At 35.1% G+C, this 26196-nt stretch carries 24 protein-coding genes and 2 riboswitches; of the genes, 16 read left to right on the top strand and 8 right to left on the bottom strand.

Going from position 1 to position 26196, the window contains the following annotated elements:
- Nucleotides 1-208: 208 nt before the first annotated feature.
- From GXW81_RS06260 to GXW81_RS10525, 3 genes are read right to left on the bottom strand one after another with little or no spacing between them, the layout of a single operon-like run.
- A complete protein-coding gene (locus GXW81_RS06260) occupies nt 209-1366 on the bottom strand; it encodes a PLP-dependent aspartate aminotransferase family protein (protein WP_161531635.1) in 1158 nt (385 codons plus the stop codon).
- 12 nt (nt 1367-1378) lie between these two features.
- On the bottom strand, nt 1379-2917 hold the full coding sequence (locus tag GXW81_RS10520; RefSeq protein ID WP_260393563.1) for an ACT domain-containing protein: 1539 nt from the start codon (nt 2915-2917) through the stop codon (nt 1379-1381).
- A 21-nt stretch (nt 2918-2938) separates the two neighbouring features.
- Nucleotides 2939-3877 (bottom strand): alpha/beta fold hydrolase, encoded by a 939-nt coding sequence (locus GXW81_RS10525; protein ID WP_260393564.1) that lies wholly within the window; start codon nt 3875-3877, stop codon nt 2939-2941.
- 61 nt (nt 3878-3938) lie between these two features.
- Nucleotides 3939-4043, bottom strand: a riboswitch (SAM riboswitch).
- A gap of 135 nt (nt 4044-4178) precedes the next feature.
- Between GXW81_RS10525 and GXW81_RS06270 the strand changes: the two genes are divergently transcribed.
- The 6 genes from GXW81_RS06270 to uvrA are packed head-to-tail and all read left to right on the top strand — an operon-like array spanning nt 4179 to nt 11479.
- Entirely contained in the window at nt 4179-5162 is a 984-nt protein-coding gene (locus GXW81_RS06270) for a D-alanine--D-alanine ligase (RefSeq protein WP_161531636.1), read from the top strand.
- Nucleotides 5163-5168: 6 nt separating this feature from the next.
- Nucleotides 5169-5627: a pantetheine-phosphate adenylyltransferase gene (gene coaD, locus GXW81_RS06275; RefSeq protein ID WP_013447135.1), complete on the top strand. Its 459-nt coding sequence runs from the start codon at nt 5169-5171 to the stop codon at nt 5625-5627.
- Between the two features lie 32 nt (nt 5628-5659).
- The gene (locus GXW81_RS06280; RefSeq protein ID WP_161531637.1) at nt 5660-6280 is read left to right on the top strand and encodes a trimeric intracellular cation channel family protein; all 621 of its coding nucleotides are present in this window, start codon (nt 5660-5662) and stop codon (nt 6278-6280) included.
- A gap of 48 nt (nt 6281-6328) precedes the next feature.
- Nucleotides 6329-7156: a phosphatase PAP2 family protein gene (locus GXW81_RS06285; protein WP_185153015.1), complete on the top strand. Its 828-nt coding sequence runs from the start codon at nt 6329-6331 to the stop codon at nt 7154-7156.
- Nucleotides 7143-8666 carry a phosphoethanolamine--lipid A transferase EptA gene (eptA, locus tag GXW81_RS06290; protein ID WP_161531639.1) on the top strand — a complete coding sequence of 508 codons (1524 nt, stop codon included), beginning with the start codon at nt 7143-7145 and terminating at the stop codon, nt 8664-8666. Before GXW81_RS06285 ends, eptA begins: the two co-directional genes overlap by 14 nt.
- A gap of 47 nt (nt 8667-8713) precedes the next feature.
- Nucleotides 8714-11479, top strand: a complete 2766-nt coding sequence (gene uvrA / locus GXW81_RS06295; RefSeq protein WP_161531640.1) for an excinuclease ABC subunit UvrA — start codon at nt 8714-8716, stop codon at nt 11477-11479.
- A gap of 153 nt (nt 11480-11632) precedes the next feature.
- On the opposite strand, the gene GXW81_RS06300 is transcribed toward uvrA, so the two are convergent.
- The 5 genes from GXW81_RS06300 to GXW81_RS06320 all read right to left on the bottom strand — a co-directional run bounded on the left by GXW81_RS06300 (nt 11633) and on the right by GXW81_RS06320 (nt 16778).
- On the bottom strand, nt 11633-12286 hold the full coding sequence (locus GXW81_RS06300) for a permease-like cell division protein FtsX (protein ID WP_260393565.1): 654 nt from the start codon (nt 12284-12286) through the stop codon (nt 11633-11635).
- A gap of 28 nt (nt 12287-12314) precedes the next feature.
- Complete coding sequence (locus tag GXW81_RS06305) at nt 12315-14492, bottom strand: TonB-dependent siderophore receptor (RefSeq protein ID WP_161531641.1); 2178 nt, start codon at nt 14490-14492, stop codon at nt 12315-12317.
- Between the two features lie 26 nt (nt 14493-14518).
- Nucleotides 14519-15328 carry a 3-deoxy-8-phosphooctulonate synthase gene (gene kdsA, locus GXW81_RS06310; protein WP_161531642.1) on the bottom strand — a complete coding sequence of 270 codons (810 nt, stop codon included), beginning with the start codon at nt 15326-15328 and terminating at the stop codon, nt 14519-14521.
- A gap of 147 nt (nt 15329-15475) precedes the next feature.
- The gene (locus GXW81_RS06315; protein WP_161531643.1) at nt 15476-16036 is read right to left on the bottom strand and encodes an RsmD family RNA methyltransferase; all 561 of its coding nucleotides are present in this window, start codon (nt 16034-16036) and stop codon (nt 15476-15478) included.
- A gap of 25 nt (nt 16037-16061) precedes the next feature.
- A complete protein-coding gene (locus GXW81_RS06320) occupies nt 16062-16778 on the bottom strand; it encodes a DUF3822 family protein (protein WP_161531644.1) in 717 nt (238 codons plus the stop codon).
- 134 nt (nt 16779-16912) lie between these two features.
- Between GXW81_RS06320 and GXW81_RS06325 the strand changes: the two genes are divergently transcribed.
- The 10 genes from GXW81_RS06325 to GXW81_RS06370 all read left to right on the top strand — a co-directional run bounded on the left by GXW81_RS06325 (nt 16913) and on the right by GXW81_RS06370 (nt 25933).
- Nucleotides 16913-17632: an SDR family oxidoreductase gene (locus GXW81_RS06325; RefSeq protein ID WP_161531645.1), complete on the top strand. Its 720-nt coding sequence runs from the start codon at nt 16913-16915 to the stop codon at nt 17630-17632.
- Nucleotides 17633-17729: 97 nt separating this feature from the next.
- A complete protein-coding gene (locus GXW81_RS06330; RefSeq protein WP_109474893.1) occupies nt 17730-18476 on the top strand; it encodes an electron transfer flavoprotein subunit beta/FixA family protein in 747 nt (248 codons plus the stop codon).
- A 42-nt stretch (nt 18477-18518) separates the two neighbouring features.
- Nucleotides 18519-19463, top strand: a complete 945-nt coding sequence (locus tag GXW81_RS06335) for an electron transfer flavoprotein subunit alpha/FixB family protein (RefSeq protein ID WP_161531646.1) — start codon at nt 18519-18521, stop codon at nt 19461-19463.
- Between the two features lie 73 nt (nt 19464-19536).
- Nucleotides 19537-20133 (top strand): bifunctional nuclease family protein, encoded by a 597-nt coding sequence (locus GXW81_RS06340; protein ID WP_161531647.1) that lies wholly within the window; start codon nt 19537-19539, stop codon nt 20131-20133.
- A gap of 12 nt (nt 20134-20145) precedes the next feature.
- A complete protein-coding gene (locus GXW81_RS06345; RefSeq protein WP_161531648.1) occupies nt 20146-21405 on the top strand; it encodes a nucleoside permease in 1260 nt (419 codons plus the stop codon).
- Between the two features lie 119 nt (nt 21406-21524).
- Nucleotides 21525-22019, top strand: a complete 495-nt coding sequence (locus tag GXW81_RS06350; RefSeq protein WP_004917778.1) for an RNA polymerase sigma factor — start codon at nt 21525-21527, stop codon at nt 22017-22019.
- Nucleotides 22012-22671, top strand: a complete 660-nt coding sequence (locus GXW81_RS06355; protein WP_161531649.1) for a hypothetical protein — start codon at nt 22012-22014, stop codon at nt 22669-22671. Before GXW81_RS06350 ends, GXW81_RS06355 begins: the two co-directional genes overlap by 8 nt.
- Nucleotides 22672-22908: 237 nt before the next feature.
- Nucleotides 22909-23484, top strand: a complete 576-nt coding sequence (locus tag GXW81_RS06360) for a hypothetical protein (protein ID WP_161531650.1) — start codon at nt 22909-22911, stop codon at nt 23482-23484.
- 62 nt (nt 23485-23546) lie between these two features.
- Entirely contained in the window at nt 23547-24077 is a 531-nt protein-coding gene (locus GXW81_RS06365; protein ID WP_161531651.1) for an NAD(P)H-dependent oxidoreductase, read from the top strand.
- Nucleotides 24077-25933, top strand: coding sequence for a monovalent cation:proton antiporter-2 (CPA2) family protein (locus GXW81_RS06370; protein WP_161531652.1), 1857 nt, complete (start codon nt 24077-24079; stop codon nt 25931-25933). The genes GXW81_RS06365 and GXW81_RS06370 overlap by 1 nt, the downstream gene beginning before the upstream one ends.
- A gap of 50 nt (nt 25934-25983) precedes the next feature.
- A riboswitch (cobalamin riboswitch) is annotated at nt 25984-26172 on the top strand.
- Nucleotides 26173-26196: the final 24 nt, after the last annotated feature.

The raw sequence follows: 26196 nt of genomic DNA on the forward strand, positions 1-26196 counted from the left end.
TTTACGAAATTATTTGGAAGTACCAAATAATTGGAGTACTTTTTTACACTTATTTGTATGTTACTGATATTGCGTGTCATAAAACTGAAGCAAACTTATAACCTTTTGTAGAAGTATGCAAGTTTTTAGTCTTATATTTTTTAGATAAGCACTATTTAGTGCAAAAAAGCCTAAAAAAAACTCTTAGGCTTTTAGGTTAAATATGGGCTTAATCTAAGGCTTGTTTTAAATCAGAAATAATGTCTTCTACATTTTCTAAACCTACACTACAACGCACCAATCCTGGGGTAATGCCTACTTCTAAACGGTCTTCTTCGGTGAGTTTAGAGTGAGTGGTAGAGGCAGGGTGGGTTACAATAGTTCTAGTATCTCCCAAGTTAGGCGATAGTGAGCATAACTTTATCTTGTTGAGGAAGTTTCTGCCACCTTCAATGCCCCCTTTAACTTCAAATGCCACAATATTGCCGCCGTGTTTCATTTGTTTTTTAGCGATTTCGTAGCTTGGGTGTGAGGGTAGAAAGGGATATTTTACTAAGGAAACTTTAGGGTGTTGTTCTAGGAATTCTGCTACTGCTAGAGCGTTTTCGCAATGTTTCTCTAGACGCACAGCCAAAGTTTCTAAACTTTTACTAAGCACCCACGCATTAAACGGAGATAAAGACGGTCCTGTATTTCTAGAGAAGAGATAGATTTCTCTAATGAGTTCTTTTTTTCCAACCACAATACCACCTAACACACGCCCTTGTCCGTCTATCATTTTGGTAGCAGAGTGTATGACTAGGTCGGCTCCGTAAGTGATAGGTTGCTGTAAATATGGGGTGGCAAAACAGTTATCTACTACAAAAATAAGATTGTGTTTTTTAGCAAAATTGCCAAAAAACTCTAAGTCTAAAATCTCAATAGCAGGGTTAGTAGGTGTTTCTAAATAGAGAAAGCGGGTGTTAGGTTTTAGATACTTTTCTAGCTCTACTTCATCAGCTTTAAAGTAAGTGGTTTCTACATTCCATTTTGGGAAATGGGTCTTAAATAAATAGTGGGTAGAACCAAATACCGACTGGCAACTCAAAATATGGTCGTTAGGTTTAAGCAAAGCATTAAACGAGGCAAAAACAGCCGCCATACCCGAAGCAAAGGCATATCCAGCTTCGGCACCTTCCATTTGTACTATCTTTTCGGTAAACTCATTGGTGTTGGGGTTACCGTAACGGCTATAGATGTTATGCTCTACCTCTTCTGCAAAGGCGGCACGCATCTGTTCGGCATCTTCAAAAACAAAGCTAGAGGTAAGATACAACGGCACCGAATGCTCCTGAAAATCAGTTCTAGCGATTTGGTTTCTGATGGCTTGGGTTTCAAAGTTTTTCATATTATAAAGTTGTTATTTAGTTTCACTTAGTCTCAAAATATCACCAAAGACACCTCTGGCAGTTACCTTAGCCCCAGCCCCAGCTCCCATAATAACGATAGGGTTTTCGCCGTAGCTTTCGGTATAGATTTCAAAGATAGAGTCAGAGCCTTTAAGCTGTCCTAACGCCGAATGGGCAGGTACTGAAACAAGTTTTACATCAAGTACACCTTTGTCTTCTCTTAGGTTGCCGTGCAAATCGCCTACATAACGCAGAACATAGCCTGTTTCTTGGTTGTCCTTAATCTTTTGATAGGAGGCATCTAGCTCATTAAGTCTAGAAATAAATTCTTCTTTACTAATATCAGAAAGGTTTTCAGGAATGAGGTTTTGGATATTGATGTCCTCAAATTCATTGACTAAATCTAGTTCTCTCGCCAAGATTAGTAGTTTTCTCGCGACATCATTTCCTGAAAGGTCTTCCCTTGGGTCAGGTTCGGTAAAGCCTTTCTCCATCGCTTCTTTAATAATAGTAGAAAAGGCATCTCCTCTCACCGAAAAATTATTAAATATATAGCTAAGCGACCCCGAAAATACGCCTTTAATGCGTGTAATGTCTTCGCCAGACAAATGGAGGAGCTTAATGGTGTCTATCAATGGTAGCCCTGCCCCTACATTGGTTTCGTAGAGGTATTTCTTTTTGTTTTTCTCTAGGATACGCCTTAGTTTTTTGTATTCTCCAATCGGAAGAGTGTTGTAGATTTTGTTGGAAGAAACCAAGTCAAAGCCTTGTTCAGCTAACTCTAGATAGTTTTTTACAAAGTCTTTGCTAGCGGTATTGTCCACAGCAATTAGGTTTTCAAACTGATGCTCTTTCACAAATTGAAATAAATCTTCCAAAGTATTTTGGGTATTGGCAAACTTAACCTTTTGTCGCCAATCGCTTCCGAAGCCTCCTTTGTTAAACACAATATTTTTAGAGTTGGCTATCGCTACAATTTTAAGGTCTATTCTCTTTCGTTGCAAAATATCGTAAGCAGAATCTAAGATTTGCTCTATCAAAGTACCACCCACATTACCGTGCCCAAACAATACCAAATGTACGGCTTTAGGTTTGCCATAAAGTTCGGTTTCTATAATGTTTTTGGTTTTTTCGGCTTGGTTGGTCGCTACTACAATGTTTACACGCCCCGCTGAAGCCACTTGGTTAAGAAGTAACGGGAAAATTTTGTTACGCTGGAGTTCGGTAAGTATTTTGTTGAAATCAGGCGTTACCAAACCAATCACAGTAATGCCATCTACGCTGTAAATTTGGCTTACAATCCCTTGGCTAATTTCGTTGTTAAACTCTTCTTTTAGGCATTGTACAGCATCTTCGGCATTACTTTCGTCCACGAGTACAGAGATGCCATTTTCTATCGCTTGTTGAGAGATAACACCAACGCTAATGTTGGCTCTATTAAGAGCGTTAAATATACGAGAGTCTATCCCTATTTGACCTAGAAAGTCCTTGCCTTCAAAATTGATGATGGCTTTGTTTGGATATATATTGAGGTTTTCTTGATTAGGCATAATATAATTTTTAAAGTTGATTTAATATTTAATAATTGATTTGAATATATGTTTCATTTGTTCATATTCCATAAGGAAGGCATCGTGTCCGTGTACCGATTTTATTTCGTGGTAGTGGGCATTAGCATTATTGGTTTTTAAAAGTTGATAGGTTTCCTCAATCTCAAAAGCAGGGAAAAATAAATCACTATCCACTGCTACCAAATGGAATTCTGTTTTTATTTCGTCTAACGAAGACTCATCAACCGCAATGGTGGTTAGCAGATGGTTCATTAGTAAATAAGCCTTTAGAGTAAACCTTTCATTAAGGCTTTCTCCGTGGAAATTGAGCCATTCGTGAGATTGCAGTAGGTCAGTATCGTCTCCTTTTTGCCTTTTAAATCTTTTATTGAGTGAAAATGGAGTTCTATAACAAAGCATGGCGTGAGTTCTCGCTTTTTGTAGCGGTTTTTCACTATTTTCTAGGAGGTATTTCTGGACTAAACATTGGGCATTCAGCCAATCGGTTGTTTTAAAATCCGAAGCCACAGGCACAAATACTTTAGATAAGTTTCTATTAAGATTGAGCATTTCCCAACCTATAGCACCACCAATGGAGCCACCTATAAGATAGTCTAACTGTTTAATTTTAAGTTGTTCCAATCCTAAAAGGAATAGCTGAGCCACATCTTGAGTAGTGAAGTCTTGTGGATTATCAATAAAGAAATCATTATAACCATTACCAGGAATATTAAAACAGATGACCGTGAGTTTGTTGGTATCAATGGTTTTTCCTGCTCCTACTAAATCTTGCCACCAGCCTTTTGTTCCTGCGACATTAGAGTTTCCCGTTAGAGCATGATTGATGAGTACAATAGGAGCTGTATGTAAAGGCTGCCCAAATAGCTCATAGCTAAGCGAGATATCGGTACTATATCCAGTAGTTGTTAAATAGTCTTTAATTTTGAGGTGATGCAACATTCTTCTTATTATAAATTTTAAATAACTGAAATGTTGCCAAGAAATAAGAGGTATTTTCTTGATGTTATCTATCCAAAAAACTTTGGTAGAATTTAGCACCTTCTTCCATGAGGAAGGGTTGCCAAGGTTTCGCAGGGTCTATTCCCTCCACCTTTCTTGATAACATTTCCTAGTTTTTCAATGAACTAATACAGAGCAAAGATAGACTATTTTTTGTTTTAAACAATATTTTCAACGAAAAAATAAAACCTTGCGTTTAAAATTAACTAACTTTGCATTCAACTTTTATTTATAGATTCTGATGAGCAAAAAAAATATAGCCGTAGTCATGGGTGGATACTCTGATGAGTACAAAGTTTCCCTAAAAAGTGGACAACTAATTTACGATTCTTTAGACCGTGATTTATACAATGTTTATAAAGTGGTAGTTCTTAAAGAAGGTTGGTTTTATTTAGATGAAAATGAAGCTAAGCTACCAATACAAAAGGGTGATTTCTCTGTAAATCTACCTAGTGGAGAAGTACTGCGTTTTGATGTTTGCTTTAATACCATTCATGGGACACCAGGTGAAAACGGCGTGTTACAAGCATATTGGGACGCCATAGGTCAAAAATATACAGGGTGTGATTTTTACCAAAGTGCACTTACCTTTAATAAAAAAGATACTTTGGCTGTATTAGCAAAGTATGGTATTCCGTCTGCTAAAAGTTTCTACATAAAAAAAGGAGAGGCTTATGATAAAGATGAAATTATCAACGAGTTAAAGCTACCACTGTTTGTAAAGCCTAACCAAAGTGGTTCTTCTTTAGGAATTTCTAAGGTAAAAGAGGTTTCGGAGTTTGAAGCGGCTTTAGAAAAAGCATTTTTGGAAGATGATGAAATTTTAGTAGAAAGTTTCTTAGACGGTATGGAGGTATCTGTGGGCGTGCTAGATTACAAAGGTGAGACTATTGTTTTAGGCATTACAGAAATTATCCCAGAAACAGAATTTTTTGATTATGAAGCAAAGTATCAAGGAGCATCTCAAGAGATTACACCAGCAAGGCTAGATGAGGCTACTAGATTAAGAGTAGAGGAGATTGCAAAAAGAGCTTATAACTCTTTAGGAATGAAAGGGTTTTCTAGAAGTGAATATATTATTATGGATGGTGTGCCTTATATGCTAGAAATGAATACTAACCCTGGGTTTTCACCTGCGAGTATTCTTCCTCAACAAGCGAGAATTTATGGTATCTCCATTAAAGATTTGTGTGGAAACGAGGTAGAAAAAGCTCTAGCAAAATAATAAAATATGAAGGTAGCTGTATTTCCAGGGTCTTTTGACCCTATTACTCTAGGGCATTATGATATTATAGAGCGAGCGTCTAAACTTTTTGACCGTCTTATTATTGCTATTGGGCAAAACTCTCAAAAGCATTATATGTTTCCACTAGAAAAAAGGATAGAGTTTATAGAGAAGTCGGTGTCTCATTTTGGAAATGTAGAGGTGGACTCATTTGAAGGGCTTACGGTGGACTATTGCATGGAGAAAGACGCTCAGTTTATCCTAAGAGGATTGAGAAACCCTGCCGACTTTGAGTTTGAAAAAGCCATCGCACATACAAATAGAACTTTGGCACACAAAAAGTTAGAAACGGTTTTCCTTTTGACTTCTTCAGGTAAGTCGTTTATTAGTAGTAGTATTGTGAGAGAAATTATAAGCCACGGTGGTGAGTACGAATTGCTAGTGCCTGATGCTGTAAGAGTATAAAACGAATTTAAAATTATTTTTAGCACAAACTAATGCATGCAAATATCAATTTTTTAATAGAATTTCTAGGAACCATATCTTTTGCTATGTCTGGTAGTTTTGCCGCAATGCAAAGACGATTAGACCCTTTTGGGATTCTTATTATAGCTTTTGTAACTTCCGTAGGAGGTGGTACAGTGAGGGATTTGCTTTTAGCTAAACCTGTATTTTGGATGCATGATTTGTGGATATGTGGTGTTATCTTTGTTACCTGTGTTATTTCAATGATTTTTAAATCTATTGAGCAGAACTTTAGAGTAACACTTTTTATATTTGATAGTTTTGGATTGGGATTGTTCACAATTATAGGTATACAGAAGGGGATGAGTGCTGAACTTCATCCTATTATATGCATTACTCTAGGTACTATTACAGGGTGCTTCGGAGGGATTATTAGAGATATTCTACTGAATAGAATTCCGTTGATATTTAGAAAAGAAATCTATGCAACAGCATGTATATTAGGCGGTGCTACCTTTATACTTTTGGCAACCTACACTCATTTGTCTTATCCTGTGGTTCAGATTTTTACTATTCTGCTTATTGTAACCATAAGAACTTTAGCGGTTAAATACCATTGGCAGATGCCTAAATTTTATATTCAAGATAAGTAAGATTAAATATATCTGTATTTTTGTAGAAGTATGTTTAACAGTGGGATAATGAATACAAATGTTATAAAAAACCAATCTAGGGTTGGTTTTTCGTTTCTTTATTCACCAATAGTGTTGTTATTGATGATAGTCTTGTTTCTTTGGAATAAAGAAGCACTATCCATCAATGGTTATACAGGAATTCAGAAGGAAGTATTTCTTTATATCAATCATCAGTTGGGGCAATATCCTAGCTTGATGATAAATCTTACACAATTCGGAAATGCGTTGGTGTTTTTGTCGTGTTTAAGTATTTTCATTATCTATGCTCCAAAATTTTGGGAGGCTATAATTTCGGCATCACTTATTTCGCTTTTATTTTCAAGTACGCTTAAAAACTTATTTTCGGTGCCAAGACCAGCTGCTATGTTTGATGTTGATACCTTCATCATTGTTGGCGAAAAACTTACGGGGCATAGCAGTCTGCCGTCGGGACACTCTATTACTGTTTTTACGATACTTACAGTGCTGATGTTCAGTTTTATGCCGAGGAATTTAATTTATAAGATGCTGTGGTTTTTCTTTATTATCATTACGGGTTTAATGCTAGTATCTACAAGGGTAGGCGTGGGAGCTCATTATCCTCTTGACACTATTGTTGGTGGTATTATAGGTTATATTTCAGGAGTTTTGGGGATACTCTTTAGCCAAAAATATAAAATCTGGAATTGGATAGCTGATAAGAAGTATTCTCCCATTTTTATGGTACTGTTTACTGTCTGTATTATCATTATTTCAAAAAATATCTTTACCGAAGGTTTAGTGGTGTTTTACCTTCCGCTGGTGTGTTTAGCAATATCATTATTTAAAATAGGATTTCTCTATGTTAAAAAGTAGTTTAAAAGTAACTCATTTCGCACTTTTAATGAGTGTGCTACATCTGTTATTATTTCATATTCCGTTTTATACTTATGTGGTTAATAATATAGATTATACAAGTTTTAATGGAGTGCTGCTTATTGCAAGTTTAGTGGTGGTAATGGTAGTGGCTAATTTTTTTGCATTCTATTTATTTTTGTATCTATCACGCTTTGTGGGTAAATTTTTATTAGTGTTATTCTTCCTTATCAATGCAGTTTCGGTCTATTTTATCACTACTTATGGTGTGATTATAGACGAAAGTATGATAAGCAATGTATTTAATACCAATTATGAAGAGTCTAGCAGTTTCTTTTCGGTTAAGTTGGTATTGTATTTAGTACTATTAGGTATTTTACCGAGTATTTATATTATCAGAACTAAAATTATCCCAAGCACTTTCAAGCAGTTTGCTAAGACGATGGCACTGGCTTTATTGTTTATGGTAGTGATGGCTTTTGTAAACGCAAGTAACTGGCTTTGGGTAGATAAAAACTCTAAACAGTTGGGTGGCTTGGCAATGCCTTGGTCTTATAGTGTAAACACGGCGTTGTACCACATTCACAAGTACAAAAAGAATGAAAAGGAGATTTTATTACCAAATGCTAAGATAAAGGATAACGAAAAATCGGTAGTAGTATTGGTGATAGGAGAATCGGCGAGAAGTCAGAATTTTTCGCTTTATGGCTATAATAAAAATACCAATCCATTACTATCAAAAACGAGTAATGTTTTTCATTTCAAAGCCAACTCTTGTGCCACTTATACCACGGCAGGGGTTAAATGTATTTTAGAGCATACCAATAGTGATGATTTGTATGAAATACTACCTAACTATTTATATCGTAACGATGTAGAAGTGATTTGGAGAACTACCAACTGGGGCGAACCGCCATTACATATTGCGAATTATCAGAACAAAGAAGCTCTAATGAAAGACTGCAACAAGCCCGAATGTGATTATGATGAGGTGCTTGTAAACGGATTAAAGGAGCAAATATTGGCAAGTAAAAAGAATAAAGTATTGGTAGTTTTACATACAAGTACCAGCCACGGACCTACTTATAGTAAAAAATATCCATCAAAGTTTGAAGTGTTTAAACCTGTTTGTAATAGTGTAGAGTTGGGTAAATGTTCTCAAACAGAATTGGTAAATGCTTACGATAATACCATTGTTTATACAGACTATATCCTACATAATGTTATCGAGAATTTAAAAGAACTAAAAGATTATAAAAGCACAATGCTGTTCGTTTCTGACCACGGCGAGTCTTTGGGAGAGAAAAACTTATACATGCACGGAGTGCCTTTAAGCATTGCACCTAAAGAGCAGTATGAAATACCATTTATTGTTTGGTTGTCGGATAATAGCAACAAAAAACTAAAGCCAAACGAGGTGCTTTCTCAAAACCATGTATTTCACAGTGTGCTTAACTTTTTAGGAGTAGAAAGCCCTATCTATAAAGAAGAAATGAATATTTTTAAATAGGCAGTTTTTCTTTTTTACTAAATTTTTTAATGTAGTCAAAGGATTTTATGGATATTAAAAATAATATTTTTGTTAAAAACGCACATCTTAACAATCTTAAAAATATAGATGTTCTCATACCTAAAAACAAACTAGTGGTAGTAACTGGGGTGTCTGGTAGTGGGAAATCGTCTTTAGCCTTTGATACTATTTATGCTGAAGGGCAGAGGCGTTATGTGGAGAGTTTAAGCTCCTATGCTAGACAGTTTTTGGGACGACTGGAAAAGCCAAAAATAGACGATATTAAAGGCTTAGCACCATCTATTGCTATACAACAGAAAGTAATTTCTTCTAATCCAAGGTCTACAGTAGGAACTTCCACGGAAATTTATGATTATCTTAAATTGTTATTCGCTCGTGTGGGGCGTACCTATTCACCTGTATCTGGTGATGAGGTGAAAAAGGACAGCATTTCTGATGTTATTACTTACATAGAGAAAAATCCTAATCAAGAGTTTCTACTTACAGCACCGCTTTCTTTTACTGATGGTGATTTTAAATCACTATTAAATACACTAAAAGTTTCAGGATTTACTAGATTAGAAATTAACGGAAATATTGCTGAAATAGAAGATTTAGAAAGTTTTGGCTTTGTTCCTGAAAAAGAGATGTCGCTTAATTTGGTTATTGACCGCTTTGTTTACGAGGACGATGAGTATTTTCTGCAACGCTTAGCAGATTCTATCCAAACGGCGTTCTACGAGGGGCACGGCTCTTGTGCTTTAAAAAATATTGAAACACAAAAAATAAAACACTTTTCTAACCTTTTTGAAGCTGATGGGATTTCGTTTTTAGAACCAAATCTTCATTTTTTCAGTTTTAATAATCCTTACGGAGCGTGTCCTACTTGTGAGGGTTATGGTAAAGTGGTTGGGATAGATGAAGACTTGGTAATTCCTAATAAAAGGCTTTCGGTTTACGAAGATGCCGTGGCCTGTTGGAAAGGAGAAACGATGAGCGAGTGGAAAATGCATTTTATAAAAAATGCTACAGATTTTCCAATCCATAAACCGTATTTTGAACTTACTAAAGAGCAAAAACAACTCTTATGGAGAGGAACAGGAGCTAAAAACTTTCCGTGTATAGACCAGTTTTTCCGTATGTTGGAGGAGAATTTGTATAAGATACAATACCGAGTGATGCTTTCTCGTTACAGAGGTAAAACCAAATGTCCCGACTGTGAAGGTCTAAGATTAAGAAAAGAAACCGAATGGGTAAAAGTGGGAGGGCATAACATACAATCGTTAATGGAATTACCATTGGACGAACTTCTGCCTTTAATTAAGAACCTTAAACTCACCAAACACGAGCAAGAAATTGCTAAAAGGCTGCTCTACGAAATTACTACTAGACTAGAGTTTTTGTTAAAAGTAGGCTTGGGATATTTAACGCTAAACCGTACCTCTAATACTTTGTCAGGTGGGGAAAGTCAAAGGATTAACTTAGCGACGAGCTTAGGGAGTTCTTTGGTAGGGTCTATTTATATTTTGGACGAGCCTTCCATTGGGCTACATTCACAGGACACCGAGAATTTAATAGAGGTTCTAAAGAATTTAAGAGATTTAGGCAATACGGTTATTGTTGTGGAGCATGATGAGGATATTATGCGTGCTGCAGATTATATTATAGATATAGGTCCAGAAGCAGGTTTCCTTGGGGGAGAGTTGGTCTTCGCAGGCGATTTTAAAGACCTCAAAGAAGCCGATACTTTAACCTCTAAATACCTTACAGGAAGGTTAGAAATAGCAGTGCCAAAAAGGAGAAGGAAAGCTAAATCGTTCATCAATATCAAAGGAGCTAGGCAAAATAACCTTAAAAATATAGATGTTGATATTCCTTTGGAGAATTTGGTGGTGGTTACAGGAGTGTCGGGTTCTGGTAAATCTACATTGATGAAAGAGGTTTTGGCTAATGATATTCAAATCCAGTTAGGAATGGGAGGCAAAAAAGCCGACTATGATTATGTGGAATTTCCACCTCAATTGGTGAAGCATATAGAATTGATAGACCAAAATCCTATCGGAAAATCGTCTAGGTCTAACCCTGTAACTTATCTTAAGGCTTATGATGATATTAGGGATTTGTTCGCTAAGCAGCGTCATTCTAAAACTATGAATTTAAAACCTAAGCATTTTTCGTTTAATGTAGATGGTGGGAGATGTGATGAGTGTAAAGGTGAGGGTATTATTACCATATCTATGCAGTTTATGGCAGATGTGGAACTAGAATGTGAACACTGCAAAGGAGCAAGGTTTAAGTCCGAAATATTGGAAGTTAAATTTGATGAAAAAAATATTGCGGATATTCTACAAATGACGGTAGATGAAGCGATTGATTTCTTTAGTGATAATAAACAAGATAAAATAGTTACGAAACTAAGACCATTGCAAGAGGTAGGACTAGGCTATCTTAAACTAGGGCAAAGCTCTTCTACGCTTTCGGGTGGGGAAGCTCAAAGGGTAAAGTTGGCTTCGTTTTTAGTAAAGGGTGTAACTACGGAGAAAACACTTTTCATTTTTGATGAACCTTCCACAGGGCTTCATTTTCACGATATACAGAAGTTGTTAACCTCATTACAGGCACTTATAGAGTTGGGGCATTCTGTAGTGGTTATAGAGCATCAGCCAGATATTATTAAGTCGGCTGATTGGATAATAGATATAGGTCCTAACGCAGGTAAATATGGCGGAGAAGTGGTTTTTGCGGGAACGCCTGAAGATTTAGCAAAAGATGAAAAATCCAAGACCGCTAAATTCGTAGCCGAAAAACTTTAAAATAAAAAAAGGTATCTTGTTTTATAATGAGATACCTTTTTTAATACTGCTAGATTAAACAAAATTGTGGTAATGAAAAGTAATATATCACTAAAAATTCTATTATTCCCTAAATTCTGCCTTTTGCAAATACTATATTAGCAGCAGTATCTTTTAAGTTTTTATTTTTAAAGTCATTGACTTAATTTGCGGTTCATTACTTGTTATATCGTCAATTATTTCTGGATATTTTTCTTTTAATTCTTTGAGATTAATACGGTTTTTTGTAGTGATTTTAATACTTGCAGGAAAAATATTTTCTTCAAATAAATCTGTAGTTATTCCAAGTTGTTTTTTTGCTTCTTTTGTAGCATCTTCTTTAGAAATATAAATTATTTTTTGTGGTTGAAAATTTTCTTTTAAAAATTCCTTGAGATTATTTAATTCTTCAATTTTTGTTGAGTCTTTTAAATAAATATTATACTCAAGGGCTTTTGCTTTCGGAATATCAATTTTGATTAAATATTCAGAGTTTTTTTTAAGGTTAGGATTAAAATCTTTTATTTCTAATTTTGATTTTAAATCTTCAAAAACTATTTTTTCACCAAATAAAAATTTTCCAAATTCAAAACTTTCGGTTTTTCCTGTCATTTCTTCAACCTCGAATGTTGATATTTCAAGACTGTCATTTTGTGCCAAGAATTCCTTTGAATTCTCAATAATAACTTTTTGAAAATAATTTTTCTTGATTTCAATCCAATTTGAATTCTGAGCATTTAAGGAAATTACGAAAAATAATACAATAAGTGTTTGTAGACGTTGTTTCATGATATTGCTGCTAACATTTGTATTGTGATTACAATTTGAACTCTAGTTTTACATTAAAGAAGCGTCCTGTAAGTCTTACAGGGACAGGGTAAATATAACCTGTATTGGCATCGTTAATCCATTGGTTAGAAATGGTATTATTGATGTTGAAGGCATTAAACACCTGAACGCCTAAAGTCAATTCTTTAAAATTTTGCCAAAAAGGAGAATGAGCTTTAAAATCTTTTTGGTCTATAAAAACTTTGGATAACCCTATATCTACTCTTTTGTAAGCAGGTAGTGTTTTTTGATATTGATAAGGGTCGGCAAAAACAGACGCTCCGTTAGGTAGTCCACTAGCGTAGATTAAAGTAAGATTAACTCTCATACTAGGGAATTTAGGCATATAGTCTTGGTAGAACATAGCAGCCCTAAATCTTTGGTCTGTTGGTCTTGGGATATAGCCTTTGTTATCAATATTTTCAAACACTCTAGCATAGCTTAAAGACAGCCAAGAATCTACTCCGGGAACAAACTCGCCAAATAACCTTGTATCTATACCATAGGCATAACCTTCGGAATTGTTTTGCCCAGAATATCTTATACGTACATTATCCACATAGTAGGGGATAAGGTGGTTCATTTTTTTATAATAGGCTTCCGTAGTGAGCTTAAATGGGCGGTCTTTCCATTGAAACTCGTAGTCGTTGCCTAAAATAAGTTGCAAAGACTGTTGGGCTTTTATATTAGAATTAAAATTGCCTTCCAAATCCTTTATTTCTCTATAAAAAGGAGCTTGGTAGTAAATGCCTCCAGCTAGTCTAAATAGCATATCTGTATCCCAATCAGGTTTAATGGCTATTTGTAATCTAGGAGAAACAATAGTTTGGTTATTAAAGCTCCAATGTTGAGTTCTAATACCTCCATTGATGAAAACTTTGTGTGTTTGCCAAAAGAGTTTTTTAGAAGCCTGAACATAAGCTGAAAGTCGGCTAGGCTGTATATCGTTTTGACCTCTAATATTGAATTTCAATTTTAAGTCCGATGGGTCTAGCTGTCCAATAACCGCGGAGGCTCTAGGCGTACTGTAACCTAAAGAGTCGGCAAGTTGCCACTCATTGGTATAGTCTTGCAGAAATTCTTTTTCGTATTTAATTCCCACCTCATAGTCCGTGTTTACATCGGGCGAAAATCTAGCTCTAAATTGAGACCCTAACGTTCTTACTAATAAATCATTTCTAGCGTGGTCTATCTGTCCACCTACATCATAAGAAACGGTTGGCTCTCCAGTAACAGGATTATAAGCCTGTAATTCGTAGGCAGAAGAGATAGTATAATATTCTTTCTCTCTGTTCTGATAAGCGAAATTATCTAACGAGAACTTCCATTTTTTATTAGGTTTAAAATGAACCGAAGCCGTCCCCATCATATTTTTATAAGTGTCGTTTTCTCTTCCGTTGTAAAACACGGTAAGCGTCATTGGGGTTTGCAAAGTCCCAAAATTAACTTTTCGTTGTTTGGGAAGCATCGTGTAGTCATTTTTAGCATAATATCCAATGAAAGATAATTGCCATTTAGGATTGATATGATAATTGATGAAGGTTTGAATATCAAAGTTTTGAGGGTTGAAATCCGTATCTTCATTGAGTGTGTTAAGTACCAGATTGGTATTACGATAACGCCCTGAAACCAAAGCGGTTAATTTTTTATCTTTAGATGCACCGCCTAGCGTTAGTCTACCTCCAATAAGGCTGGCTTCTCCTGAGACCTCTGTTTTTTCGGGTTCTCTATAATAAACATTAAGAGCAGACGACATCTTATCGCCGTATCTAGCTTCAAATCCACCCGAAGAAAAATTAACAGTAGAAACCATATCAGGGTTGATGATGCTCATACCTTCCTGTTGGGCATTTCTAATGAGGAAAGGGCGATAAAGTTCCACATCATTGATGTAGATTAAATTTTCGTCATAATTTCCACCTCTTACCATATATTGGGAAGAAAGTTCGGTATTGGAGTTTACCGAAGGCAAAGTTTTAATAAGTCCTTCAATACCACCTGAAATAGAAGCAATTTGTTGTGCTTCTTTAGCCGAAATACTGGTGTTGGTAAGGTCGGTTACTTTTTTCTTGGTTCTCTTTTGGAAAACCACTTCTTCTATCTCTTTAGTCTTCTGAGCTACTGCTAGGTAGGGCAATATTGCTAAGATAAGATATATCTTTTTCAAAAGCGATATTTTTAATGATTTTGATACTAAATAATAGCCTCTCTTATTTTGGTAAGTTTAGCTAACAACGCGTCTAGTTGCTCTAGAGGGAGCATATTAGCACCATCAGATTTTGCGTTTTTAGGGTCTGGGTGTGTTTCTATAAATAGTCCGTCTGCACCTACGGCAATCCCTGCTTTAGCAATGGTTTCTATGAGTTGAGGTTTTCCACCAGTTACACCAGACTCTTGGTTAGGTTGTTGTAAAGAGTGGGTTACATCTAATATTACAGGAGCGTAATTTTGCATCGTTGGGATACCTCTAAAATCCACTACCAAATCGGTATAGCCAAAGGAGTTGCCTCGCTCTATAATGGCAACTTTATCGTTTTGACAGTCTTTTATTTTTTGCACTGCAAATTTCATTGCTTCGGGAGAGAGGAATTGTCCTTTTTTTAGAGTAATGCATTTTCCTGTTTTGGCGGCAGACACGAGTAAATCGGTTTGTCTTACTAGGAAGGCAGGTATCTGTAATACATCTACATATTGTGCGGCAAGAGTAGCGTGTTCGTTTTCGTGAATATCTGTTGTTGTAGGAATTCCGAAATTATCGCCTACTTTTTTAAGTATTTCAAGAGCTTTCTCGTCTCCTATTCCTGTAAAGGAATCTATCCTAGACCTATTGGCTTTTTTAAAACTTCCTTTAAAGATATAAGGGATTTTATATTTGTCCGAAAGTTTTACAATATGTTCTGCTATTTTCATTGCCATATCTTCGTTTTCTATAGCACAAGGTCCTGCTACTAGGAAGAAATTAGAAGAATTTTTATGACTGATATTATCTAAATGTTGTATCATTTTTTTTGAATTTTAATAAGGTATAAAGTTAAAGTATTTTTTTGAATGACGAAATACAGATTTTTCTAACGATACAAAAATAAAAACCTCAACTGTAATAATCAATTTTGAAGTTTGATAGTTAAGTTGAGGTAAATTTATTTTGCTTTAAACGGCTTCTTTTTCAAAAAAAGAGAAACTCACATTTCCGTATTTTCTAGTTTCTTTGAGATGTTGATGTTCCAATGCCATTCGGCTTTGATGTTCTAGAACGAAAAGTCCGTTTTCGGCAAGAATAGGACTGTCTAAAACTGAATTGATTAAATCGTAATATTTTTTTTCAGGTAAATCAAACGGCGGGTCAGCAAATATCAAATTGAATGACTTAGTATGATTTCTACTCTTTTTTAACCATTCAAAAACATCACTTCTTTGGACGTTTATTTGTAAGCCGAAATCTAACTCTTGGGCTGTAGATTGTATAAATGCAGCGTGTTTAGGGTTAAACTCTACCGAAGTAATGTCTTGGCAATCTCTAGAAGCCAACTCTAAAGATATAGAGCCAATTCCTGCAAAAAGGTCTAGTGCAGAGATGTAAGGTAGCTCTAACCTATGTTCTAATATGCTGAATAAAGCCTCTTTGGCAAAATCTGTTGTAGGGCGAACTTCAAAATTTTTGGGAGCTAATATTCGCTTAGCTTTCCACTTTCCAGAGATAATTCTATACATAGTTTTAGTTGTTATTGAGGAGTATTTAGCTCATAATGAAGTTCTTTTGAGGTAAGTTGTCAAAAACCACTTTTAAATTTTTGACAAACTTCCCAAGCTCTGATATAAAAGTCTCGTTTTCGGTAGTCTCTCCGTACACATAGAACTGAGTGTCTGTAATATTAAATCCTATTTTACTAAGGGTAAACATAACAAAATAAAGAAAATCTACTTCCGAATTTACATCTAGGTTGTTATAAAGAATTACCTTTCTATTATCTAAAGCAAAAAACTCACACTGATGATGATATAGATTGATATGTATTTCCTTTTTATTCCCAGCTTCAAGTGTATTTAGGAACTTTTCTCCAGAGAAATTAAAATGCGTAGAAATACCTTTGCTTTTAATTTTTTTATAAAATAGGTCAGGCATCGTATAATAAAACTGAACGCCATATTTCTTATTTACAGAAAGCATTACTTCCTCTTTGTCTTTATCTACTAGAGCATTGTAAGAGATAAGCTCGTGAGCGATATCGTGCTGAGAAAAAGTAGAAGGCATCAATGTAAAATGATTGAGGGCAGAAATTACATCTATACTTACTATAGAAGGATGGTTTAAAATTTCCTCTAACTTATTGATTAAATAATCACTAGGGGAATCTTCTGTGATAAAAAAAACTTTTTCTTCTTGTACTTCCTTACCCCTAATAATTTGGTATTGGAGTCCTCCTTTAGTAAAAAGTAAAACTAATTTTTGCATAACCCATAATGAACTCGTGCAAAGTTACTAATATTTTTTTACTTAGAATAAAGCGGTAGGGGCTTAATAAAAGGGTATTCTTTTTGATTGTTTTCATACTCATAAAAATAATTATCTTTAAGCACAATAAAAAAATGTCTAAAATGGATTTGAAAAACAAAGTAGCATATATCACAGGAGGTACTAAAGGTATCGGTTTTGGAATTGCAAAAGAACTCTTGAAAAATGGATTAAAAGTCGCTATTAGTGGGAGAAGTAAGGAAGCTGTGGAAAAAGCAGTTTCTGAACTATCGGAATATAAAGACAACATCGTAGGCGTAGTATCTGATGTGAAAGATTTTCAGGCAGAACAAGAAGCGGTTAAATATGTGGAAACTAAGCTAGGCAATATAGATTTAGTGGTAGCTAATGCAGGTTTGGGTTGCTTTAAACCAGTAGACGAAATGTCTTTGGAAGAATGGAATGCTATGATAGATACTAATCTTACGGGAGCTTTCCATACGATGAAAGCAACCGTGGAGTCTCTCAAGAAAACACAGGGGTATTACATTAGTATTGCTAGTTTGGCAGGAGCGTACTTTTTTGAAAAAGCGTCAGGATATAATGCATCTAAATTTGGTCTTGTAGGCTTTACCCAAGCAGCAATGTTAGATTTAAGAAAGTATAATATTAAAGTTTCCACCATTATGCCAGGTTCTGTAGCCTCTCATTTTAATGGTAACGAACCCTCGGATAAGGATTCTTGGAAAATTCAACCAGAAGATCTAGGGGAAATCGTGGTAGATTTACTTAGAATGAATCCTCGTACTTTACCTAGCAAAATAGAGGTAAGACCATCTAATCCAAATAAATAATTATGCAATAAATAAATTTTAATATATAGTATTATGCATGCATAATATATTTTTGTTATATTAGCAACGATTTATAAAACATAAAAATAGAGAAAATATGAAAATATTAGTTTGTATTAGTAGTGTTCCAGATACTACATCTAAAATCAACTTTACAGCAGATAAATCAGCTTTTGATAAAAACGGAATTCAGTGGGTTATCAATCCATTAGATGAATTTGCACTTACAAAAGCGATTAAATTACAGCAATCAAACGGAGCTAAAGTAACAGTAGTTAATGTAGGAGATGCAGGTACAGAAGCGGTTATTAGAAAAGCGTTGGCTATAGGTGCAGATGATGCTATCCGTATCAATGCAGAGCCGCAGGATAGTTTTTCGGTAGCTAAAGAAATCGCAAATGTAGCTAAAGAAGGTGGTTATGATTTGGTACTTTGTGGTAAAGAGTCTATTGATTATAACGGTGGAGCCGTGCCAGCAATGTTAGCTCAATTTTTAGACCAACCTTTCGTTAATGCTTGTGTTGGGTTAGAGGTAAACGGTTCTGAAGTTACTGCGGTAAGAGAGATTGATGGTGGTAAAGAAACTGTTTCTGTATCACTCCCATTGGTAGTTGCTGGTCAGAAAGGTTTAGTGGACGAAAAAGAACTTATTATTCCAAATATGAGAGGTATTATGTCTGCAAGAACTAAGCCTCTTAATGTGCAAGAGCCGTCTCAAAACGAAGTAAAGGTAAGTGCAGTGTCTTTTGATAGTGTTCCGCCAAGAGCTTCTGTTAAGCTATTCTCACCAGACGATTTAGATGCTCTTGTAAAAGCTCTTCACGAAGAAGCTAAGGTAATATAGGGGAGTTATTATAATATAATTTAACATATAAAAACAAAAATAATGGCAATATTCGTATATACAGAAAATATAAACGGTGTTTATAAAAAAGCAGCTTTTGAAGCGGTATCTTACGCTAAAGCTGTAGCAGATAAAGCAGGAACTAGCGTAACGGCTGTAAGCATCAATGCTACAGATAGTTCAGAATTATTATATAAATATGGAGCAGAGAAAGTTATCCATATTAAAGATGAAGGATTAAAATCTTTCAGTGCTAAAGCTTATGCTAAGGCTATAGCAGAAGTGGTAGATGGAGTGGTGGTATTTCCTCACACTACTGATGCAGCTTCTGTGGCACCAATGTTGGCAGTTCTTAAAAATAGTTCTCTTATTACTAATGTGGTAGAAGCACCTACTTCGGTAGCACCTTTAGAGGTTAAAAGAAAAGCTTTTTCAGGAAAGGCTTTTATGGTAGCTAAAGCTGATGGTAATGTAGTATTAACAGTTTCCCAAAACGCATTTGGAGTAAAAGAAAATCCAGTTTCAGGTTCGGAAGAGGAAAAGATTTTAGGTGTGGCTAATACAGATATAAAAGTGGTAAGCCATGAACAGTCTTCTGGAAAATTAGACCTTAAAGAAGCTGAAGTAGTGGTTTCAGCAGGTAGAGGAATGAAAGGTCCAGAAAATTGGGGAATGGTAGAAGAGTTGGCTCAAGTTTTAGGAGCGGCTACTGCTTGTTCTAAACCAGTTTCTGATATTGGTTGGAGACCTCACTCTGAACACGTGGGACAAACAGGTAAAGCGATAGCACCTAATTTGTATGTTGCAATAGGTATTTCTGGGGCTATTCAGCACTTAGCAGGAGTTAACTCGTCTAAAACCATTGTGGTTATCAATAATGACCCTGAAGCACCATTCTTTAAATCTGCGGATTACGGTGTGGTAGGCGATGCTTTCCAAGTGATACCTGCTCTTACCGAAAAAATAAAAGCAATAAAAGAAGCCTAAATTTTATCATAAAATTAAAGAAAAGACACCATACTTATTCAAGGGTATGGTGTTTTTTATATATCTTTGCTCTATGGATTATAAAAAGCTAGTTATTAGAGGTATCTCTTACAGCCAAACACAATCGGGGGCTTATGCTTTGCTTTTAGAAGAGGTGGAAAGTTCTATAAAATTACCAGTAGTGATAGGTAGTTTTGAGGCTCAATCTATATCTTTAGCTTTAGAGAAAGATTTGAAACCTGTCCGTCCTCTTACGCACGATTTGTTTGCTAGTTTTATTAGAGATACCAATTATAGTTTAGAATATATTGTAATTTATCAAATTATAGATGGTGTTTTCTTTTCTCATATCCATTTCAAAAATAATTCTACAGGGGAAACTTTGTTCTTAGATGCGAGAACTTCTGATGCAGTAGCAATGGCGGTGAGATTTGGGGTGTCTATTTACACTACCAAAGAAGTCTTGGAAGAGGCGGGAATTCTTTTAGAGATACAACAACTAAATGAGGAGGACGATATAGTTACAGAATTTCATAATGAAAAACAAGACAATAGAATGTCCTTAGAAGAATTAAGAATGCAACTAGACGAAGCCGTGAAAAACGAAGATTTTGACTTGGCTTTTCAGTTGCAAGAAGAGATTAAGAGACGACAAAGACCAATAGATTAAAATAGACTAAAAATGAATATAAAACTAAAACTTACTGTACTTAATTTTTTACAGTATTTCGTGTGGGGAGCTTGGCTTATTACGATGGCTACTTTTTGGTTTGATACTAAGCAATGGGGAGGTGCAGAGTTTGGGGTTATATTCTCCACAATGGGGATTGCCTCTATCTTTATGCCTACTTTGATAGGAATAGTAGCAGACAGGTGGATAAACGCTGAGAAACTTTACGGAATATTACAAATTGCTTATGCAGGGACGCTTTTCTATTTACCTCATGCTTCAGCCCCTACGGCTTTCTTTTGGGTGATGTTGGTGGCAATGGTGTTTTATATGCCTACAATTGCGTTGTCTAATTCAATCAATTATCATATTCTTAAAGAGCATCATTATGATGTAGTTAAGGTGTTTCCTAGCCTTAGAGTTTGGGGGACAGTTGGATTTATTGCAGCGATGTGGGTTACTAATCTTACAGGAAATAAAGCGTCTGAAAATCAGTTTTATATTGCGGCGATAGTAGCAGTGTTATTGGGTATTTATGCCTTTACACTTCCAAAGTGTCCACCACAGAATTTGATTCCTAAAGAGGCTTCTTGGCAAGAGAAGATGGGTTTCAATGCGTTTAAACTATTTAAGAGTTATAAGATGGCGTTGTTCTTCTTGTTCTCTATGTTTTTGGGTGCCGCGTTACAACTTACGAATGCTTATGGAGATACTTTTTTATCAGATTTTGGTAAAAATCCATTATACAAAAATAGTTTAGTGGTAGAGCGTTCTACAATTATTATGTCTATTTCTCAAATATCCGAAACGCTATTCATTTTAGCGATACCATTTTTCTTAAAGAAATTTGGCATCAAAAAAGTGATGTTGATGAGTATGGGAGCTTGGGTACTTCGCTTTGGGTTCTTTGCTTATGGTTCTCCAGAAGGCTTTGGATTGGTACTTATCATTCTATCATGCATTGTGTATGGTATGGCGTTTGACTTCTTTAATGTGTCGGGTTCGTTATTCGTAGAGGCGACAACAGACGAAAAAATTCGTTCCTCAGCACAAGGGTTGTTTATGATGATGACGAATGGCTTTGGGGCTATTATGGGTAGTGTAGTGAGTGGTAGAATGATAGATGCGTTCTTTTTAGATGCTTCGGGCAATAAAATGTGGCACGAGATATGGTTGGTATTTGCAATATATGCCTTGATAATTATGATTCTTTTTGCAGTGATGTTTAAGCATAAACATAAGCTAGAAGAAGTAGTAACAGTAAAACATTAGAGTTTTATATTTATCAATACAGAAGGCAGACCAGTTGAGAAATTGGTCTGTTTTTTTTATTGATTTGGATATGAGATATATGAGGGTAATTTGTTATATTCGTGCCGATAAAAGTAGTAATGTCTCAAAAAGAAAAAGACTTTTCGGAACTTATTAAAATCAATCAAGGGCTTATCATTAAAGTTTCTAGAATGTACACCAATACGCTAGAAGACGAGCAAGATTTGTTTCAAGAAATTGTGCTACAATTATGGCGTTCTTTTGATTCTTTTAATGGTCAGTCCAAAATATCTACTTGGATGTATCGTGTGTCTTTGAATACAGCCATTACACTTTTTAGAAAATCCTCAAAATCACCTAAAACAAACGAACTTAATGAAGGTTTTTATAATACTCCCGAGGATAATCAGCATGAGCAAAGGCAACAAGTAGAACTTCTTTACAAAGTGATAAAAAAGCTACCCGAGGTAGAGCGAGCTATTGTAATGATGTACTTGGATGAATTGTCCTACAAAGAAATCGCAGAAACTTTGGGGATAACAGAGGTTAATGCAAGGGTGAAGATGAACCGTCTTAAAAAAACTTTAAAAACACTAATGGAACAATATGCCTAATTTTGATATAGATAAAATGAAAGAGGTTTGGAGAGAGCAACCTAAACCTACTTACGATAATCGGCAGATAGAACAAATGCTGAATAGGAAATCTCGCAATTATGTAAAAACTATTTTTTGGATAGGTGTTGCTGAATTTCTTATAATATTGGCTTTTAATATTTATGGTTTTTGCTCTGTTAAGAGAGAGCCAGCCTTACTGAATATTTTTGATAAAATGAATATTAAAATAGGCACACATTTAATTGAAAACTATCATAATATAGAGTTGTTTATTAAAGGGGCAAGTCTTATTCTTACGCTTTTGTTTGTGTTGCTTTTTTATTACAGTTATCAAAAGATAAGTATAGAATCTAACCTTAAGAAATTTATCACTCAGATTATTAAATTTAGAAGAATAGTAAATGCTTTTATCTTAGCTAATTTGGCGATGTTTCTTGCGATTATGTTGGGGTATTTGGCAGAAATTATTTACTTGGCTTATGTGCAAAATGTTTCATTTTCAGAGCCGAAGTTCTTGGTGTTTTTGGTAAGTTATATTGTGTCTATCTTTTTAGGAGTTGGGTTTATATGGCTTTATTATAGGCTGATTTATGGTATTATTATTAAAAGACTAAATGAAAAACTAAAACAACTCCAAGCATTGTCTTAAAACAAATAGTTTTTGAGATAATGAGATAAGTATTCATGATTATGGAAGTTATAATAAGAGTAATTTTGGGATTTATTAGCGGAATATTGGAAGTGATTGTTAGAGATATTATTTTTGGTTTTTTTGAGGTTTTGTTTAATTTGCTTAAAAAACTTTTCAAAGCTATTTTAGGAATAAAGGTTAAAAAAAATCATTAGAATTGCTTAAAAAAAGAACGAATCTATAAAAAATATGAAAATGAAAAACATTCTTCTAGTATTAGCATTGCTATCAAATGTAATTATTAAGTCGCAGGTAACTACTGTTGTAGACGGATTTTCTACTCACTTAACCAAAAATGATTTGCCTTTTTCGGGTGATAGAAAATTGTTTGCCATAGGGTTTAATGACAGACTTACAAATAACTATATTGTAGTTTCCAAAAACAAGGCAGGAGCAGAAAATGATTTGTTGTATATAGAGAAATTTGAGAAAAAGCAAGAAAATGTTTTTGAGAAAGTTTTCAGTACAAAGTTAGAACACCCTGTAAATAAATCTTTGGCGTTTGTAAATAATAGAATGATGTATAGTGATATAGATAAAGATGGCTATGCAGAGTTTATTTACATTGTAGATGAGTATAAAAATGGTATGGATAGCCTATTAGAGCGTGTATGGGGTATAGTTGTTTATAAAAATAAAGCTTACAAAATGTGGACAACTGTGGAAAGTCAGTTTTCTGATACAGTTTTTGATGATAATTTTAAAACTTTGCCAGAGAGGGTTAAAACAGAGTTCTTAGATTTTTGGAATCAGTTAAACAAACACAAATAGCCTTTAGCTCGTATTTGCTTTTTAAGTTTTAAAATATTACCTTTACGCCAAACGCTATAAAATTGGAAAGTAAAGTAGAAAAAACCTTAGTGTTATTTGCACATCCGTTTTTGGAGCATTCTGTATTTAATGCACATCTTATTTCACTTTATCAAAGCAAAGAAAATATTACTTTTAGAGATTTGTACGAAGAATATCCTAATTTTCATATCGCTGCATTTAGGGAAAGAAAAAGGATTAAAAACTACGACAAACTCATCTTTCAGTTTCCGTTGATATGGTTGGGTATTCCACCACTGCTTAACTTATGGTTGAGTGAAGTTTTGGATATGAAGTGGTTGAGTAAACAAAATGAAAATCCACTCGCAGGGAAAAAAGCGATGATAATTGTAAGTGCAGGAGGTTCAGAGTATTCCTATGCCAGAGGTGGAATGTATGAGAAATCTATAGAAGACTTTATATTACCTCTTACCAAGAGTTTGGAAACTCTAGGTGTATCGGTAGAGAAAACGCTTTGTGTGTATGCTGCAAAGCAAAAAACAATAGAAGAAGTTAGTGAAATCCAACAGGAAATTTCTAAATTTTTGAGTTAATGTCAGAAAGTTTATTTAAGATTACATTAGTCTATCTAGGAGCAGCTATTTTTTTGGTACCTATTGTAAGGAAGTTTGGGTTTAGTTCGGTTATAGGCTATATTCTAGGAGGTATTATTATAGGACCTTTCGTATTAAAATTAACAGGTAATGTAGAAGATGTGATGCACAGTACTGAGTTTGGTGTGGTGATGTTACTCTTCATTATTGGTCTGGAATTAGAACCTCGTAAATTCTGGGCTATGAGGAAAAGTATCCTAGGGCTTGGCTTTTCTCAGATGGCATTTACTTTTGGGTTGCTGTTTCCTATATTATATTTAGCTGGGTGGGAAACCACGACTAATATTGTCGTTTCTACGGCTTTTGCTATGTCTTCCACAGCGATTGTTTTACAAACGCTAAAGGAAAAAAACCTATTTAATACCGTATCTGGAGAGGCTTCGTTTTCCACCTTATTGTTTCAAGATATAGCGGTAATTCCTATTTTGGCGTTATTGCCGATGTTGGCGGGACAATCCGAAGACGACGGAGAAAAATCGGTGCTGATTACTTATTTACCAGAATGGCTGCAACCCTTTTCAGTGATATTAGGCGTAGGAGTACTTATTCTTTTGGGTAAATATCTCTTTGTGCCGTTTTTGAGGTATGTATCTCGTTCAGGAATGAATGAGTTGCTTACCGCATCGTCATTATTCTTGGTGGTAGGAGTTTCCGAGTTGATGCTACTCGCAGGATTAAGCCCCGCTTTGGGAGCCTTTTTGGCAGGTGTGATGCTCGCCAATACCGAATTTAGACACGAGTTAGAAAGTCAAATAGACCCATTTAAAGGTTTGCTTTTGGCGGTTTTCTTTGTGAGTGTAGGTTCTACAATTAACTTTAATGTGATACAGCAAGACCCATTATTCATATTCTCAATGGTTGTTTTGGCAACATTGGTTAAGTTCGGGGTATTATTCTTGGTAGGGAAGATGTTTAAAATGAGCAACGACCAAAACTTCCTCTATTCCTTTGGGATGTCCCAAGTGGGAGAGTTTGCCTTTGTGATTATCACTTTTGCCGTTAAACTCAACTTGTTAGATTTAGAAATAAGCTCTCAAATGATTTCCGTTGTGGCTATTTCAATGATGATTACGCCGTTTTTACTATTATTAAATGAAAGGGTTATTGCTCCTAATTTCAATGTTAAATTTGAAGAACCTGTATCAGATTTAATTTCAGAACCTATCAAACAGAAAAAAATAATTATCGTAGGTTTTGGGCATTTTGGGAGTACCGTTGGTCGTTTGTTAAAGGTAAGTGGTATAAAAGCCACGGTCTTGGATAACGATTCTAACCGTGTGAATATCCTTAGACAGAAAGGTTTTAAAGTGTATTATGGCGATGCCAAAAGGGTTGAAATTATGAGGGCGGCGGGTGCTGAAAATGCCGAAATATTGGTACTGTGTTTAGACGATCCTGAAAGCAACAAGTATATGATTAGAATGGCGAAGGATCATTTTCCTCATTTGCAAATATTTGTTAGGGCTAGAAACCGTATAGATGCTTACGATTTTATTAACGATGGTATTCACAATATTTATAGAGAAACCTTGGAAACGGCAGTTAATATGGGCGTGGATATTTTAAATGCATCGGGCTTTAGAAAATACGCTGCAAGAAGATTAGCGAATAGATTTATTGCCATAGATAATGATTCTACCATTCGTTTAGCGAAACAAGATATAGATAGCGATACGACATTTACCATTAAAGAATCTCTAGAAAGAGAAGCTCGTTTATTAGCCGATGATAATATCTCGTTTGAAGATGAACACTGGCTAGACGAAGAGGAAGAGGTGGAAGAAGAAAAAAGCTAAATAGTGAATATTTTGCAGTGATTTAGAGCCTAGACATCAAAAAATAAAACTATCTTTGCCGAAGTTTTGGTTTAGCCTACTGGGTTAATTAAAAGGGAATCAAGTGAAAGTCTTGAACTGTCCCCGCAACTGTAAATTGCTTTAATAAAGTTTCTACATTATTGCCACTGTATTATTGTTATGCGGGAAGGCGTAGAAATGCAAAAGTCAGGAGACCTGCCAAACGAATGATATTTTAATAAAAACTTTCGGAGGAAGAGTAT

Source organism: Riemerella anatipestifer, assembly GCF_009932355.1.
Taxonomy (GTDB): domain Bacteria; phylum Bacteroidota; class Bacteroidia; order Flavobacteriales; family Weeksellaceae; genus Riemerella; species Riemerella anatipestifer_E.

Bases quoted from the DNA above. Each gene is read 5' to 3' on its own strand.
- GXW81_RS06260 (WP_161531635.1), bottom strand. From the start codon at position 1,366: ATGAAAAACTTTGAAACCCAAGCCATCAGAAACCAAATCGCTAGAACT.
- GXW81_RS10520 (WP_260393563.1), bottom strand. From the start codon at position 2,917: ATGCCTAATCAAGAAAACCTCAATATATATCCAAACAAAGCCATCATC.
- GXW81_RS10525 (WP_260393564.1), bottom strand. From the start codon at position 3,877: ATGTTGCATCACCTCAAAATTAAAGACTATTTAACAACTACTGGATAT.
- GXW81_RS06270 (WP_161531636.1), top strand. From the start codon at position 4,179: ATGAGCAAAAAAAATATAGCCGTAGTCATGGGTGGATACTCTGATGAG.
- coaD (WP_013447135.1), top strand. From the start codon at position 5,169: ATGAAGGTAGCTGTATTTCCAGGGTCTTTTGACCCTATTACTCTAGGG.
- GXW81_RS06280 (WP_161531637.1), top strand. From the start codon at position 5,660: ATGCATGCAAATATCAATTTTTTAATAGAATTTCTAGGAACCATATCT.
- GXW81_RS06285 (WP_185153015.1), top strand. From the start codon at position 6,329: ATGAATACAAATGTTATAAAAAACCAATCTAGGGTTGGTTTTTCGTTT.
- eptA (WP_161531639.1), top strand. From the start codon at position 7,143: ATGTTAAAAAGTAGTTTAAAAGTAACTCATTTCGCACTTTTAATGAGT.
- uvrA (WP_161531640.1), top strand. From the start codon at position 8,714: ATGGATATTAAAAATAATATTTTTGTTAAAAACGCACATCTTAACAAT.
- GXW81_RS06300 (WP_260393565.1), bottom strand. From the start codon at position 12,286: ATGAAACAACGTCTACAAACACTTATTGTATTATTTTTCGTAATTTCC.
- kdsA (WP_161531642.1), bottom strand. From the start codon at position 15,328: ATGATACAACATTTAGATAATATCAGTCATAAAAATTCTTCTAATTTC.
- GXW81_RS06315 (WP_161531643.1), bottom strand. From the start codon at position 16,036: ATGTATAGAATTATCTCTGGAAAGTGGAAAGCTAAGCGAATATTAGCT.
- GXW81_RS06320 (WP_161531644.1), bottom strand. From the start codon at position 16,778: ATGCAAAAATTAGTTTTACTTTTTACTAAAGGAGGACTCCAATACCAA.
- GXW81_RS06325 (WP_161531645.1), top strand. From the start codon at position 16,913: ATGTCTAAAATGGATTTGAAAAACAAAGTAGCATATATCACAGGAGGT.
- GXW81_RS06330 (WP_109474893.1), top strand. From the start codon at position 17,730: ATGAAAATATTAGTTTGTATTAGTAGTGTTCCAGATACTACATCTAAA.
- GXW81_RS06335 (WP_161531646.1), top strand. From the start codon at position 18,519: ATGGCAATATTCGTATATACAGAAAATATAAACGGTGTTTATAAAAAA.
- GXW81_RS06340 (WP_161531647.1), top strand. From the start codon at position 19,537: ATGGATTATAAAAAGCTAGTTATTAGAGGTATCTCTTACAGCCAAACA.
- GXW81_RS06345 (WP_161531648.1), top strand. From the start codon at position 20,146: ATGAATATAAAACTAAAACTTACTGTACTTAATTTTTTACAGTATTTC.
- GXW81_RS06350 (WP_004917778.1), top strand. From the start codon at position 21,525: ATGTCTCAAAAAGAAAAAGACTTTTCGGAACTTATTAAAATCAATCAA.
- GXW81_RS06355 (WP_161531649.1), top strand. From the start codon at position 22,012: ATGCCTAATTTTGATATAGATAAAATGAAAGAGGTTTGGAGAGAGCAA.
- GXW81_RS06360 (WP_161531650.1), top strand. From the start codon at position 22,909: ATGAAAAACATTCTTCTAGTATTAGCATTGCTATCAAATGTAATTATT.
- GXW81_RS06370 (WP_161531652.1), top strand. From the start codon at position 24,077: ATGTCAGAAAGTTTATTTAAGATTACATTAGTCTATCTAGGAGCAGCT.